This window comes from Streptomyces sp. NPDC017991 (genome assembly GCF_044328075.1).
Classification (GTDB): Bacteria; Actinomycetota; Actinomycetes; order Streptomycetales; family Streptomycetaceae; genus Streptomyces.
In genome coordinates, this window is record NZ_JBIRGP010000031.1 from 20184 (window position 1) to 34573 (window position 14390).

Consider the following 14390-nt stretch of genomic DNA (forward strand, 5'->3'; position numbering starts at 1 on the left):
CCCGAGGGAAATTTGAAGTATCCGCAGTAGATGCCGAGAGAGCCGGAACTCAGCTAGTGCTAGTGCATAGATCTGAGGCGCACGAAAGTTATGAGTGGAATAATTGGCTGCAGTATGTGGCAGCGTGTGGGAACGCTTACGCTTCGCATTGTTTAACCCATACCGCAGAGAGGAATCGTCTACTGATCGATGAAACGCGGCGTCGAAACCAGCTTCCACAGCCGGGCGATCAGCTTGATATACAGCAGCAACAGGACAGAATTGGCCAGCGCGCTGACGGGCTGGAAATGATAGGCCAGCGTGCACAAGTTGCCCGCCAGTCAGAATACCGGCCCCCGAGAGTAAACGATTACCGAACCAGCCGCACCGTTAGGCGCAGGTAGCTAGGGCAATTCAGGTGGTGACGCCTTGTCGCGCATATCGACCGGGCCAGTGCTTCGGCCATGAGCGCCTTCGCTTCCTCTGGCCACGGCGCCCCGGCAATCGTCCTGTCCTGTACGTGCAGACTGGCGATCATGAAATACAGCTGCCGTTGGGCCGTTTCAGCGTGCAACGTCGGCTGCGGTGACCGACGATCGATGGGAGACGTGAAGATGATGCCTGATCGCGGCAAGCCGAGTGCGTGCATCCTGTGCGAAAGCAACTGCGGCGTTCGAATTCAACTCGGCGAAGATGGGCGGACGTTCGAACGCATCCGCGGGGACAAAGACCATCCCACGTCGCATGGCTATACCTGCAACAAAGCCTTGCGGCTGGATCACTATCAGAACGGTCGCAATGACAGAGTTACCCAACCGTTGCGCCGTCGAGCCGACGGATCGTTCGAGGAGATCGGCTGGCACACCGCGGTCGCAGAAGTGACCGCGCGGCTCAGTGCCATCAAAGAAGTGCACGGCGGAGAGGCGATCTTCTACTACGGGGGTGGCGGTCAAGGCAATCACCTCGGCGGAGCCTTTGCCTCGGCCACGATGCAGGCGTTCGGGCTGAGCTACCGATCGAACGCACTGGCGCAGGAGAAGACAGGCGAGTTCTGGGTCGACGCGCGGATGCTCGGGGGGTACGTGCGTGCGGACATCGAGAATGCCGAAGTCGTCCTGTTCGTTGGAAAGAATCCCTATCAATCGCACGGCTTCCCACGTGCGCGGACGGTGCTGAAGGAGATTGCGAAGGACCCTGCACGCACGATGATCGTGATCGATCCAGTACGCACCGAGACAGCAGAACTCGCCGATGTCCACTTCGCCGTACGGCCCGGTACTGACAGTTATCTCCTCGCCGCACTTACCGCGGTACTCATCGAAGAAGATCTCATCGCACACGCCTGGCTGACAGAGCACGCGACCGGCTTGGAGGACGTCCGGCCTGCGCTTGGCGCGGTTCCGATCGCTCGCTACGCGGAGGTATGCGGCATCGCGGAGGAGGCAATTCGTGACATCGCCCGCCGACTTGCGACAGCATCGTCGGTGAGTGTGATCGAGGACCTCGGTGTGCAAATGAATCGGGACTCGACCCTCGTCAGCTACCTCGAAAAGCTGATGTGGCTGCTGACTGGCAACTTCGGGAAGTCCGGTACACAGTACCTGTCTAGCTCGATCATGGAAATCGGACGGGACAGGGGCCGGGCCTACGACCGCATCGCGCGCAGTCCCGTGGTCGGCGCCCCCATCATCAGTGGTTTGGTTCCCTGCAACGTCATCGCCGACGAGATCCTCACCGACCACCCTGCACGGTACCGAGCGATGATCGTGGAGAGTGCGAATCCGGTACATTCCCTGGCCGACTCCGCAAAGATGCGTGAAGCTTTGCAGTCCCTTGAGACACTCGTGGTCATGGATGTTGCGTTGACGGAGACCGCTCAGCTTGCGGACTACGTGCTACCTGCGCCGACGCAGTTCGAGAAATGGGAAGCGACGTTCTACAACTTCGACTTCCCCCGCAACCTGTTCCATCTGCGCGCACCGGTGCTTCCCGCGCCGGAAGGTCCGCTGCCCGAACCGGAGATCCACGCCCGACTGACCGAAGCGGCAGGCGCGTTGACCGAATCCGACTACGCGCCATTGCGGGAGGCTGCGGGAAAGGGCCGGGAGGCGTTCGCCTCAGCTTTCCTGGCCACCGTGCGAGCGGATCCGCGGCTGAGTCGTCTTGCCCCGGTGTTGCTGTACCGCACGCTCGGTCCGACTCTGCCTGACGGTGCCGCGGCGGCGGCCGTACTGTGGGCAGCGGCGCATCGATGTGCCGCGGACAATGCGGACGGCGTACGTCGAGCCGGTTATGGCGAGGGGTTCGAGGCGGGGGAAGCGCTATTTGAGGCTATTCTGACCGGTCGAAGCGGTGTCGTTATTACGGAGGACGAGTGGGCCACGGTGTTTTCCCGCGTGCGGCATAAGGACGGCCTGATCCGGCTGGCCGTGCCGGAACTCCTCGTAGACCTCACTGAGTTGGCGAGTCGGCCTCTCCCCGAGCGATCGTTGGAGTGGCCGTTCGTGCTCACGGCGGGTGAACGACGCGCCTTCAGCGCTAACACGATCATCCGGGATCCGTCCTGGCGGCGCAGAGGAGCTGACGGCGCACTCCGGATGAGTCCTCTTGATGTCGAGCGTCTGGGACTGACGCTGGGCGCTCGTGCGCGGCTGACCACCAGTCGTGGCTCGCTTGAGGTCGTCGTCGAGCCGACGGACCGGATGCAGCCCGGGCATGTGTCACTGCCGAACGGGTTCGGACTGGGCGGACATCCGGCCGCAGTCGCCGGCATCGCGCCGAACGAGCTGACCGCAACCGAGCACCGCGACCCTTGGTTCGGCACTCCGTTTCACAAGCATGTGCCTGCGCGGGTAGAACCGGTGACCGGGGACGGGAAGGTAAGTCCGACGGCGGATCCGACGATCATGGGAGTAACGTCAAGTGACTGATGCCTTGATCAAGCGGATCCTTGCATCTGTCCTGAAGCGCGGGATCACCGATTACATCGGTCATGAGAAGCATGATTCGGTAGGGGAGAACAACGGCAACAGTCGCAACGGGACGTGTGCGAAGACCCTGCCGACCGACGTCGGACCAGTTGCGGTGAGGGTGCCTCGCGGACCTCGCGGTACTGTCGGAAGCTCCGAGTCGCAGATCACCAAGAAGCGGCAGCGGCGCCTCACCTGGGCCGACGAGATGGTGTTGTTGTCCACGACGGGCCTTACCCGCGAGGAGATGCCGGCTCATCTCGCCGAGGTGTCCTCGTAGATGGTCTTCTCCATCACCGACAAAGCGGTGGGGGGTATGGCCGAAAAGCCGCGACCATTTGATATACGTGATCATGGTGGTGTCCCTGGACGGTACCCGTGACATCCTTGGCATCTACGCCGGTGACGACGGTTAGGGCGCGAAGTAGCGCTTGGAAATGGCCTGGAAGACCAGGAGCCTGGCCGGAGTCTCGTCGCCGGACACCACTGGGCAGGTGATCGTGGACCTGGACGGGGTGTTGGTGCCGGCCCACTCAGAAGCCGCCACCGCGACCTGGGGAAAGACCTGTGGACACCACCCCGCCTGCTCAGGTTGGGGCAACGCGGCCAGCAACACTGCCGCCGACCACATCACCACCGCCCAACTCGCCCTGGCGCAAATGCCGAAGAAGTACCGGCACGAACGCCGGACCCTGATTCGCACCGAGTCCGGAGGCGGAACCCACGAGTTCGTCGCCTGGCTCCCCCGGCGCGGCCGGTGGCTGTCGTACTCGGTCGGCATGACCATCACCGACGCCATCCAGCACGCCGTCCTCAAGATCCCACCCGCCGCATGGACAGTGGCCGCCGAGCCGGGCGGCGAGATCCGCGACGGCCCCTGGGTCGCCGAACTCACCGGCGATGTCCTCACCGGCCGTCCGAAAGGGAGGCGGCTGATCGTCCGCAAGGAACGGCCGCACCGCGGCGCCCAGTCGCCCTTCACCGACGCCGACGGCCTGTGGCGCACCGCGTTCGCCATCAACACCACCGGCGATCCGATCGCCGTGCTCGAACTGCGACACCGCCGGCGCGCGAGGGCCGAGGATCGCATCCGGGCCGCCCACGCCACCGGCCTGCGCAACCTGCCCCTGCACGACACCGCGCAGAACCAGATCTGGTTGGAGATCGTCCAGATCGTCCAGATCGCCCTCGACCTGCTGGCCTGGATGTCCATGCTCGCCCTGCCCCGGGTGCGCGATGGTCGAGGCCGACCGCGCCCGGCCGGGAACCGCCGAACACATCGCCGTTTTGGACGGCATCACCTTCCGTGACCTGCCCGCCGCCTGGTTATGACACAAGAGGCCGCCTGGGGCGCCGCCCACACCCTGCATGCGGCGTAGTCCAGCCCGGACCGTCCCGACGGCGCCGTCATCGTTACCACGACACGGCACCGTCCGTGACGGGCGAAGGACTACGAGAAGCAAACCCAGGCCTGAGCACCCTCATGCGTCATACGAATGGGTAATGGCTACAGGCAATAGAAGGTGCTGTGCTCTGCAGGCATGCGTCTTGAGGAGCGAATGCGATCGGCTGTCGCCGCGCTGGGTGTGAGTCAGGCCCACGTGCGCCGCTGTTGCTTCGGGACCGCAGCATGGAGCGTGGCTGACTGCGAATCGGTCGCCGGGTACGACGGCATCACCGCGCACGACCCGCTGGCCGGTCGCCCCCCGGACTGTCGAAGCCCTCTGTCGAAGCCCTCCCCGCGCGGCGCTGCCGCGTGCCTGGGGGCCGACCGCCGGTGCCCGCTCCGCGAGTGTGGACGGGGCGCTCCGATGGCGGACTTCGAAGCGGTCGACGCCCTGCCCGCCACCGCGTCCTAGGAGGGCACTCCGTTGCCGCTTGCCGCTTGCCGCTTGCCGCTTGCCGCTTGTCGCCTGCCGCAGAGCGCCGTCGGCTGCGCGAGGGACTGCTCCTGCCGTGGACCCAGCTCGCGCAGGCCCCGGGGGTGAGTCCGTCGACACAGTCGGCGGCTGGGAATCCGTGGGGACCCGGGCGGTGAGGTGCGAGAGAAGTACGCCTACTTCCTCGATGGCGCCCGCACTCGCACCGAAGTGGACGCCGTATCGGGTGCCGCTGTCGCGGCCGCGCTTGCCAGCACGAGGCGGTCCTGCGAACCCCATCGGCAACCGCGACGAAGCCGTCCCTCTGTGGGTGACCGAGCCGACGCCGGCATCTGCTTTCCGTGAGCATCCTCGATGAGCGGCAACTGATGGGCCCACCCAGCTAGGAAGACATCGCGGCGGCGGGCAGTCTCCGCCTCGATGACTCGCTCGCGGCCGGCGCGCTTGAGGGCAGCTTGGAGCTGGGTGCGGGTCAACCGTGCGGCCCGGGTGGGGGTCGGTGCGTTCTTCTGGAGTTCACGGGCCCCCGAGCCGACACAAGCCGCCTGCGGTGGCGACCAACAGGCCGCGGGAGGTTTCGATCGCGTCGTCGCGGGTCCGTTCCGCCCAGTCGAGGCCACAGTAGATCAAGGTCTTCTCTCCCGCTGTGCTGATGTTTGCGCTGGTCACGAGCGCATGCGGGCCACGCGAGCGAGCTGATCCCAGGTCTTGCACGAGAGCTCAGGCGGCTCGCGCGTTACGAGAGGCCACCACGCAGTGGGCTCGTTCTGCGAACACCAACGAGGGATCGCGAAAGAGGGTAGTGGCGTCCACTAGGACGCCGAACGTCGCCGATCTTCTGCAAGGCATCGCCCGCCGGCTGTGTCTTAGACGTCCGTTCGGCGCCCGCGAGACCGCCACCACCCCAGGCACCGGACCGCGCATCGATTCCCGTCGAGGCGTTATCCGCCAGGCTGCCCCGGACGTCACGATCCAGCACTCGAACATGCTGAGGAACAAGCACACCCCCGGGACGCCGTTGACGGGGAATTTGTTGTTGTGTCACAACAGGCGATCTGTGACGGTTCTGTAAGCGCGTGCCGGTCCCGGGCTCAGGCGAAACTCAGCGCGAGCGGCGATTGTCACCTGCCGCGGCGGGGGCGGGGGACAATGTGGCTGCATTCGCCGAAGTGGATGACTGTGGTGCTGACGCTGCTGAAGCAGACTTTTTGCCTTCCATCCCAAGCGGGTGAAGAGAAGCTGCTGCAGCAACGACGGCGGAACCGAGAATGCTGCGGCCCTGCATCGCGTCAGCCAGCTGTGAGGGCTCGTAGCCGAGCTCCTTGGCCATAGCGACGGCTTCGTTCTGAGCCGTTATGTCTCGCCTGGCTGTGATGCGCACTTGCTCGTAACGCAGCGCAGCCATGTGTGCCGCTTCGTGTTCGGTGATGTTCCTCGTGGCGGCCTTGGCTGGAGACGCGGGTATGGGCACCAGTATCGGCGCAGGTATGGGCGCAGAATCAGACCTTGGCTGCCGCATCTCGCTGGCGAGCTGTTGAACCCTGCCTGCCGCCTGCAGCATCCGCTGCTGAGGTGCTGTTGGAAGATGTGCTTGTGCCACCTCCGTCAGTCCCTCGCGCAGGGGCTGTTCCACCAGCTCTTCCCGCTGCTGCTGCAACCGCTCGCGCTGCCCTATCTCTCGCAACTGGCTCTTGAGGCTCTGCTGCATCTCAATCTGGGCATTGGATGGTGTCGACCACTCCAGCAACCGGTCACCAAGCCCCGAGAGCCTGTCTGCCAGCTGCTGCATTCCCGGCTGCCGGCCGCGCTCGCCCCGCAGCACCTGCAGCCGATCAAGATGTTCCTCCGGCGATGCTTCCGGCGGGAGCTCCGTCCACGCCTTCCGCTGTGCCAACGAATCCTCACGCTGCGTCAACAGCTTCTGCAACTGCGCAAAGACCCTGCTCAGTTGCTGTAGTGATCGATTCACTTCATGTTCCACCGGTGCGGTCGTAACAGGCATCATCCCCTCCGTCCACGGCAACGCGTCGCCAATCCATACGGTTCAAGATTTCGAGTGCCTGCGTTCACGCAGTCGATGGAGGGCGTCGCCGAATCGTGGTGACCGCTGGATCAACGCGGAGCTCGACTCACTGTCGGCCAATGTGCTGTCCAAGCGCGGCAGGGACTGCTTGAGGCCCCGGATCACCTCAACTTTGTCCGCCACCGCCACCGCCACGGGCGTCGCGGTCGCCCAACCTGCCGCCCGTTTCGCGGCGTCCCCGCTCCATTCACACCGGCCCGTTTTCCCTACGGTGCGGACGTATCGCTGGCAGGCCGGGCAGGGTGGCCGAAGGACCAGCGACAGAAGGGCGCTCCTCCGAGGTGCACCGGATTCCGGCGTCGGCGCCGGACGCGACACTGGTTCTCAACTTGTCATTTACGGTCCGGTGTCGAACGCGGCTCCGTCTGATCCCGAGCTCCGTCACCGAGCGGATCAGCGCGAAGGCCGTGATCATGAGTTTGGTGCATCAGGGCGTCCTGAGGGATGCGTTCGCGGAAGTATCACACTTCCGGTCGGAGTCGTACGCGTGTCTGACCGCGCGGGACGACGCGTTGTTCGAGTTGTGCGACGCGCTGCTGTGCACGGACGGGCCGGTGCGGGCGCTGGTTGATCTCGCTCCTGCGCCTGAGCATCGTCGTGGTCACGGGGCTCTCTACAGCGGGCTCAATCAAGGGCGGATCGATGTCGCAAGGTTGCTTCGTGCCCTGGTCGGAGTGCCGTTGCCAAGAGCGGCGGATGGTCGGCTGGTGCTGGCCGTGGACGTCTCACCATGGCTGCGGCCGGACGCCAACACGTGTGCTGGCCGGGCCTTCTTGTCACACCTTCGGCCGAGGTGAGGGCAAACACCAGATAGTGCCCGGCCGGCCGTACTCGGTGGTCGCTGCGCTGGAGACCGACTCGCCGTATACGCCGGCTCGGTCCCGGCCCCGCGCGACTCCGCGGCAGGCTCCGTGAACCTACCGGCTTCCACCGCGGCCTGCGCAACGCGATGTATCCCCCCGCTGTCGCCTCTGAACACCCGGCAGCCAAGCGGGCAAGCTGTTCCTCTTCATCACCGTAGGGCTCCCGGGACAGCGAGCGGCGAGAGTGCACACCTCCCGGAGGTCAGGTACCACCCGCCTGCACGAGCTGATCAGCGAGTCGGCCGACCGTGTTCCTCTGCGACGTCACCGAGTTCCTGGAGCATTGCCCCGGCGAAAGAGCCACAGACCGCAGGCAACGCCACGGGGGTGCCCGTATCCGTTCAGAAGATCGCCAGCGGATTGACCGGGACACCGGTCAGGCCGTGGATGCGTGGGGGCGCCACGGTGAGCAGGAAGGCGTAGCGGTTCGACTCCGCGCAGACAACGGCCAGTTCTTCCAGTTGCGCGACGTCGATCAGGGGCATGCCCAGCAGCGGCAGAGCGACTCGGTGCAGCAGGCCGGGCACAGCGGGATCCAGCGGCGGGTGGGCGTCGCCGAGATCGCCTGCGTACAGGGACACGCCGCGCCGGTGCATCCAGCGCACCGGTCCAGGCTGATGCCCGGCATCGGCCTCTCGGGGTCGATGGTGTAGACCCACCCGCAGCGCACCACCAAGGCGTCTCCGGACTCCAGCCGTACGCCCTGGCGGGCCTCGGCCGTATCGAAGTCCTCCGAGGTGATCGGATGTCCCGCGGCCAGCGGACCCTCGAAGGCCAGATCGAGCAGAACACCCCGGGTGACGACCCCGGCGGCGAACGCCGCCGGGGAACCGTGCCGCACGCCGGCCGGTGTCACGCTCTCCGCGAGGGGACGCCCCGGGTAGACCTGGTCGTCCACTATCTGGTGCCCCAGGGCGTCGAGGTGGGTCGAGCGTATGTGATGGTTGGTCACCAGCATGATGTCCGCCGTAGCGGGCACACCTCCGGTGTACTGCGTCAGCCGCTGGACCGGCGAGACGTCACCGGCGGCGGGCGCGAAGGGTCCGCTGATGAGCGGCGCCGACTGGATCGGCTGGGCCAGTGAGACCGCTCGTCCGGTACGAGCCTCCGCAGCGCCTCTGGCCCGTGCTTCTTCGGTGATCAGGTTGAGCGTGCCCAGTTCGTCGTCCGTACCCCATCGGCCCCAATTGCTCGGCAATTGAGTTTCGTTGGCAGTTCCGGTGAGGTCGTGCTTCGGCAGCGTACTCATGACGGAGAAACTACTGGAAAGGAAAAGCCGCTTTTGCGGCGGATGTGCCACAACGCCGTAGCCCCGCCGCCCGCAGCCGGGCACCGGCCCGCCACAGCCCAAGCCGCCACTACCTGACGCCCGATTCGGCGTACGAGCCGAGCGTCGGCCCGGCGACAGGCACATCGCCGGGCGCCCGGTCGACGGCTGCCAGTCGGAAGCCCGGCTGGCACGGACGCCGCGAGCGTTCGACGGCGCGGCTGACTCCGTCAACGTCCCTCGGTGCCGCGGGTGCCCTGGATCACCGAATCCTCACGTCGAAATGGACCTCGACGCCGTCCAGTTCGACGAGGGCGCTCGTACCGGCTGTCCCCGTTCAGCCGGCTTGCCGTGCAGCCATGACCCCTGCCCTCCCCTCCAGGCGCGGCCCGCCACACTGCGCGTCGGGACGAGAGTCCATGCCCTCTCCCTGACCGCGGCGCAGCCTCACACTCCGCCTCTCGGTCATGGCGGCCGGGGTTCCCGGTCAAGGCCGCACCTGCCTGCCGACGTACTGCACGATCGAATGAGACACCGCCCTCATGAGCTGCGGGCGTGGTTCCGCGAACTCACGTGTGCTCGCCGGTCGTCAGTCCGCGGTGCGCTCTCTCACCACAGAGGACACGGTGGTGAACATGTGCAGTTCCGAAGGGGAAGCCGGTGATGAACCGGGAGAGGTCCATGAACGTTGTGTCTTGTCCAGGCGGTATTCTCGTCGTAAAAATCAGAACGAGAAATGAGGAGAGGGAACTCACATGCCAGAAAATGATCGAAAATACACATACCACCCCGGTGAGTCGCAGAATAGGGGTGAAATAGCGCCCTCTCCTGATTCCAATGCAGAGCCCCCGCGCTATTCCTTTGTGGCGTCAGAAACGCCGCCTGTGCCTTCGGCCTGGGACGATAACCAAGAACAGCAATTCCTCGCGGTAACCAACATCCCCTACGCCCTGACGACAGATGTATTCCGACCTTCTACGGTGGCGTCTGACTCTCACGTACCTGCCAATCCGTTCGCCGACGCCAGCAATGTGAGTCCCACTGCGTCCGAGGAAGAATTTAATGCGGACATGAGAGAGGCAATAGAACGCAGCAAGCAGGATCAGGGTGGCCTCCATCACCGGGAATCGGCCGCTGAATTCTCAAGATCCACAGAGGCCAGCCAAACTTCCGTTCCGTCCGTTCTTCTTCAGATTATGGAGATGGTGGACACGATGGACAGGATCATCGCGCTTGATCCTCGGGAAGCCGCTTCGCAATCCGGTCAGTCCGAGGGAGATTTTAATGCGAATATCAAAGGGGCGATAGGCCTCAGCCTGCGGGAACAGGGTAACCGCTACGGAGAATTCTCAAGATCCGGACAGGCCGACCGGATGAGTGAATCACCCCCGCAAGACGATATCGAAAGTTTTATCGACATGTATAGGGATCGAGAGGTCGATCCTCCACATAATCCGTTCGCCGCCTCTATCGCAGAAAACCTGCCTGCGGAACAAGTTCGCGTGACGTCACACTCCGCTGAAGGGAATACCTTCAACGACCAAGAAAGGCGGCGAATGCAGCAACAGCAAGAAAAAAAGAATGAAAAGGGAAAACGGCGGGCTTTTTGACGTCAGGCTCGGCACGGAGTCCTGGACGCTCTTGGCGGTCACGAGGTCCGTCAGCAGCAGGCCGGTCGTCTCGATCACGATGCTGCGCTTGCGGCCGGTGTCGCCCTCGCCCGGCGCTGGCCGACCAACGTTTTATCGCCCCACCCGCACCGTCGGACGCTCAGGCCCGCACCTTCCTCGCTGCGGCGCCCCCGGGCATCTCGCCGGCAGTCAACACGCAGCACGTGCCGTTGGTCGGCTCGTTCAGCTGTGGCCACGGGAACTTCTGCGCCACGGTGTGGGACGCTGCCACGAGCGACTGGAGGATCTTTTTCCTCTTCGCCTGCCAGCGGTACTCCGTGTCGAACTGGCTCGGCGACGGCGCCTACCGCAACCAGCAGACCGGCCTGCGTAAGCTTCTCGTACAGCAAGGAACCCGCCCCCTCATCTATGCGATTTACGCATCAAACGTGCCTGCCGAGTGTTAGTATGCGCGCCATGGGCATGGCGCTTGATGAACTGGTGCGGTCGGCTGTCGCAGCCCTCCTGCACGCGACAGGCGAGTCACAGACCGATCTCGCCACCGTGCTGAGTATCAGCCAGGCGCAGGTGAGCCGCCGTCAGGCCGGGACCGCGGTCTGGAGCCTTGCCGACTGCGACGCGGTCGCCGCGCACTACAACATCACGGCACACGATCTGCTGGCCGGCCCCACCCGCGCGGTTGAGGCCCTGCCCACGGAACGCCGCCGGGCGTCCGGTCGATCGGCCACCGGTGCCCGTACTGCGGCTGAGGGCGGGGTGCTGTGATGGCGGCCTTCGAAGCGATCGACGCCCTGCTCGCCACCGCGTCCTCGCAGCGGACCCCGCTGCCGCCTGCCGGAGAACGGCGCCGCCTGCGCGAAGGTTTGCACCTGTCACGCGCACAGCTCGCGCAGGCCCTGGGTGTGGGCCCGTCGACGGTCGGAGGTTGGGAGTCCGGACGCGAACCGAGCGGTGAGGTACGTGAAAAGTACGCGTACTTCCTCGCGGGCGCCCGCACGAAGCTGGGCCCTACCGGCACGACCGCCACCGCCGGTGAGCCAGGAGACGACGAGCCGGCGGAAGCCGAGGACACCCCTGGTCCGGACGACGTCGACGTCCTCGCCGTCGCAGAGCCGTGTGTGCTGTGCGGGCAGCCGGCCCGGCATCAGGTCGAAGGGTTCGCCCAGCACCTGGACCCCGCCGAGTGCGGCAGGGTCGCCCCCGCCTCCGCCCCCGCCCCCGCGTTGCCGGAGCAGCCTGCGCCCCGTACAGCGCCGCGTAAGCCGTCACCCGCGGGGAAGCCGGGCCGGGCCATGCCCGGCGTGAAGGTGGCCCCGGTCGGCCGCCGTATGCAGACAGCTGATGCCCCGGACCTGATCGGCTCCGCGGTCGCGGCCGCGCTCGCCGACCACGCCGGCGACGCCGACGCGGCGACCGCAGCCCTGATCAAGCGGGCGATTCCGGACGCGATGGTGCTCCTGGACCACACCCGTAAGGGCGGACGTTATGACGTGGTCGCGCATCCGTGGCTGCCGGACATCCTGCGCAAGCAGACGGCGCGCGGCGCGGACCAGGTGTGGGAGGCCCGCCCGAAGTGGAGCCGCCCGGAGCTCCCCGCGGGCGAGCATGAGGTCACGGCGCTGGACGTCAACGGCGCCTACCTGTCCGCGCTCAAGACGCATCTGCCGCTCGGGCAGCTCGAACACAGCACCGGTAATCACCATGACCGGCGCCGCGCGGGCCTGCACTTGATCACCCCGCCCACATGGGAGCACGGTGCGGTGCTGCCTGACCCGATCGGCAACCGGGACGAGCCCGGTCCGCTGTGGGTGACCGAGCCGACGCTGCGCCTGCTGCTGCGCCTGGCGGGACCGAAGTACGGGCTGTGCAATCCGCCGGAGATCCATGAGTCATGGACATCGGGGGCGACCGAGGGGCTGCTGGAGAAGTTCCGCGTCGTCCTCAGGGACGCCCGCGAGCGGGCGATCGCCGAAGACGACGACGTGACGCTGGAGTACATCAAGGCGATGTACTCCAAGTTCGTCTCCACGCTGGGGGAGTCGAACTACAACCGCGAGTTGTACCGCACCGACTGGATGCACTTCATCCGCTCCCAGGCCTTCGCCAACCTGTGGTGGAAGGCCCACCGCGCCTACGACGAAGGTCTCCTGGTCGTACGGGCCATGGGCACCGACGAGCTGCACGTGGTCGGCGACTGGCGCGAGGTCTTCCCCGAAGGCCGCGGCGTCACCGAGGTGAAGGTCAAGGAAATCTACACTGTTGACACCTCCAGTGCCGCCGTGCAGCACCCTGAGAACGCCTCGTAGCGCCGTTTGCCCATCCCGCGTCGGTGCAATTTCCACCTGCCGGGCCGTAGTTCGGCCCAGGCGATCCTCTACAGTGATCCACGCCCTAGAGACCCGGAGGAGACGATGCCCGAGCGCAATATCGAGTTCGGCAAGTACGGTGCCCGCGGCCTCAAGGGCCACGAGGCCGTCGCCCGTCAGCTGGACGCGCTCGCCGGCTACATCGCGACGCCCATCACCGCCCGCCGGGGCCTGCAGGCGCGCCTGCACTACCTCACCCGCAGCGCCCACGCTCGTACCGCGGCCAGAGCGGCCGGGCTGACGGTGACCGAGCGCACCCTGCGTGCCTGGCAGGCCGGCACCCGCGCCCCCTCCCGCAAGAACCTCGCCGCGATCGAGCGGGCGTACCGGACGGTGCGGCGGGGCAACGTCGCCCGCTACCTGCTCGCCCGCCTCAACCGCGAGGGCCGCGGCACCCGCGTGGAAGTCCACCCGGTCAACCAGTCCCAGGTCGAGCGGTCGCGCCAGCGCGCGGTGGAGTTCCGCACGATGAACGTCCGCCGCTGGGACCGCATCGTCACCGCTTGGGCGGCCGGCAACGAGCAGGAGCTGGACGAAGCCTGGGTGGACCAGGTCGTCGACCTCGGCTCCCAGTGGGGCCAGTACGAATACGTCACCAACATCGGCTTCGCCGCGTAACGCTCCCTGAATTCTGCTCCGCCCGCGTGTCGAGCCACGGACGACACCGGCCCCTTGACGACGTGATGTCAGGGGGCCGGATCTTTGTAGCGGGGACAGGATTTGAACCTGCGACCTCTGGGTTATGAGCCCAGCGAGCTACCGAGCTGCTCCACCCCGCGTCGGTAGATCCCACCCTACGGCATCGAGGCCGGCCGCGCGGGCACACACCGAAGCGGCCCATTTATGAGGCCGTCAGCTCATGAGGATGATCTCGTCTGAATATTCCCAGGACGGCGGAAATCGTTGTGGAAATCGACGACGTTGATTAGCTGGATCTCGACTACTCATCCCATTCCGCTACGGAACTCAACGCACGAATTATGAGCGCCGAAGCGCACTGGTTGTCACAGAGGCAGGGGTGTTGTCTCTGGTGGCGCCGCGGGTCGTCGTCGATGCGACCCCGCGAGGTCATCGCCCGCCGGAACACCTGCCTACCGGCGTCAACTCTGTCCGGAGAGACACGCCGGACGGAGGCTACTTCTTGCGGCCGAGGCCGTGCGGTGCCGGCCCGAACAGCAATTCGCCCATTGGCCGGTCGTGTCGATGATGACCTTGCCGTCGGCGTCCGGGTACGCGATGCGCTGGGTCAGGTGATCTGGGGCGACGAAGTACACGTCGGGGCTGACACCCTGGTCGCCCTGCGCGGTCCGGAACCAGTGCCCGGCCGCCATCGCCATGGTCTCGACGGCAGT

General features: G+C 65.8%; 11 protein-coding genes, 1 tRNA gene and 2 pseudogenes. 8 read left to right on the top strand and 6 right to left on the bottom strand.

What is annotated here, in order from left to right:
- Positions 1–179: 179 nt before the first annotated feature.
- Positions 180–308 carry a hypothetical protein gene (locus ACH4DZ_RS44015; protein WP_398295339.1) on the bottom strand — a complete coding sequence of 43 codons (129 nt, stop codon included), beginning with the start codon at positions 306–308 and terminating at the stop codon, positions 180–182.
- Positions 309–578: 270 nt separating this feature from the next.
- Between ACH4DZ_RS44015 and ACH4DZ_RS44020 the strand changes: the two genes are divergently transcribed.
- The 3 genes and pseudogenes from ACH4DZ_RS44020 to ACH4DZ_RS44030 form a co-directional block, all read left to right on the top strand.
- Entirely contained in the window at positions 579–2909 is a 2331-nt protein-coding gene (locus tag ACH4DZ_RS44020) for a molybdopterin-dependent oxidoreductase (protein ID WP_398295340.1), read from the top strand.
- On the top strand, positions 2902–3228 hold the full coding sequence (locus tag ACH4DZ_RS44025; protein WP_398295342.1) for a transposase: 327 nt from the start codon (positions 2902–2904) through the stop codon (positions 3226–3228). The genes ACH4DZ_RS44020 and ACH4DZ_RS44025 overlap by 8 nt, the downstream gene beginning before the upstream one ends.
- 172 nt (positions 3229–3400) lie before the next feature.
- Positions 3401–4171, top strand: a pseudogene (locus ACH4DZ_RS44030) (transposase); the annotation flags it as partial.
- Between the two features lie 1759 nt (positions 4172–5930).
- Here ACH4DZ_RS44030 and ACH4DZ_RS44035 read toward each other — a convergent pair.
- Positions 5931–6809, bottom strand: coding sequence for a hypothetical protein (locus ACH4DZ_RS44035; RefSeq protein ID WP_398295343.1), 879 nt, complete (start codon positions 6807–6809; stop codon positions 5931–5933).
- A 515-nt stretch (positions 6810–7324) separates the two neighbouring features.
- Here ACH4DZ_RS44035 and ACH4DZ_RS44040 point away from each other — a divergent pair.
- Positions 7325–7766, top strand: a pseudogene (locus ACH4DZ_RS44040) (transposase); the annotation flags it as partial.
- A gap of 349 nt (positions 7767–8115) precedes the next feature.
- Here ACH4DZ_RS44040 and ACH4DZ_RS44045 read toward each other — a convergent pair.
- Positions 8116–8259, bottom strand: a complete 144-nt coding sequence (locus ACH4DZ_RS44045) for a hypothetical protein (RefSeq protein ID WP_398295345.1) — start codon at positions 8257–8259, stop codon at positions 8116–8118.
- Positions 8250–9023 (bottom strand): cyclase family protein, encoded by a 774-nt coding sequence (locus tag ACH4DZ_RS44050; RefSeq protein ID WP_398295347.1) that lies wholly within the window; start codon positions 9021–9023, stop codon positions 8250–8252. The genes ACH4DZ_RS44045 and ACH4DZ_RS44050 overlap by 10 nt, the downstream gene beginning before the upstream one ends.
- 773 nt (positions 9024–9796) lie before the next feature.
- Here ACH4DZ_RS44050 and ACH4DZ_RS44055 point away from each other — a divergent pair.
- From ACH4DZ_RS44055 to ACH4DZ_RS44070, 4 genes are all read left to right on the top strand, one after another.
- Positions 9797–10651, top strand: a complete 855-nt coding sequence (locus ACH4DZ_RS44055; protein ID WP_398295349.1) for a hypothetical protein — start codon at positions 9797–9799, stop codon at positions 10649–10651.
- Positions 10652–11128: 477 nt separating this feature from the next.
- A complete protein-coding gene (locus ACH4DZ_RS44060; protein WP_398295351.1) occupies positions 11129–11437 on the top strand; it encodes a helix-turn-helix domain-containing protein in 309 nt (102 codons plus the stop codon).
- The gene (locus ACH4DZ_RS44065; protein ID WP_398295353.1) at positions 11437–12978 is read left to right on the top strand and encodes a multiprotein-bridging factor 1 family protein; all 1542 of its coding nucleotides are present in this window, start codon (positions 11437–11439) and stop codon (positions 12976–12978) included. The genes ACH4DZ_RS44060 and ACH4DZ_RS44065 overlap by 1 nt, the downstream gene beginning before the upstream one ends.
- Positions 12979–13083: 105 nt before the next feature.
- Positions 13084–13656, top strand: a complete 573-nt coding sequence (locus tag ACH4DZ_RS44070) for a transcriptional regulator (RefSeq protein WP_398295354.1) — start codon at positions 13084–13086, stop codon at positions 13654–13656.
- An 87-nt stretch (positions 13657–13743) separates the two neighbouring features.
- On the opposite strand, the gene ACH4DZ_RS44075 is transcribed toward ACH4DZ_RS44070, so the two are convergent.
- Positions 13744–13817 (bottom strand) — tRNA-Met (locus ACH4DZ_RS44075).
- A 321-nt stretch (positions 13818–14138) separates the two neighbouring features.
- The coding region (locus ACH4DZ_RS44080; protein WP_398295356.1) for a hypothetical protein at positions 14139–14390 on the bottom strand (252 nt) is incomplete at its 5' end.

What these genes read in the sequence shown, in the direction of transcription:
- ACH4DZ_RS44020 (WP_398295340.1), top strand. Translation starts at nt 579, where the DNA reads ATGGGAGACGTGAAGATGATGCCTGATCGCGGCAAGCCGAGTGCGTGC.
- ACH4DZ_RS44045 (WP_398295345.1), bottom strand. Translation starts at nt 8,259, where the DNA reads ATGCCCCTGATCGACGTCGCGCAACTGGAAGAACTGGCCGTTGTCTGC.
- ACH4DZ_RS44050 (WP_398295347.1), bottom strand. Translation starts at nt 9,023, where the DNA reads ATGAGTACGCTGCCGAAGCACGACCTCACCGGAACTGCCAACGAAACT.
- ACH4DZ_RS44055 (WP_398295349.1), top strand. Translation starts at nt 9,797, where the DNA reads ATGCCAGAAAATGATCGAAAATACACATACCACCCCGGTGAGTCGCAG.
- ACH4DZ_RS44060 (WP_398295351.1), top strand. Translation starts at nt 11,129, where the DNA reads ATGGGCATGGCGCTTGATGAACTGGTGCGGTCGGCTGTCGCAGCCCTC.
- ACH4DZ_RS44065 (WP_398295353.1), top strand. Translation starts at nt 11,437, where the DNA reads ATGGCGGCCTTCGAAGCGATCGACGCCCTGCTCGCCACCGCGTCCTCG.
- ACH4DZ_RS44070 (WP_398295354.1), top strand. Translation starts at nt 13,084, where the DNA reads ATGCCCGAGCGCAATATCGAGTTCGGCAAGTACGGTGCCCGCGGCCTC.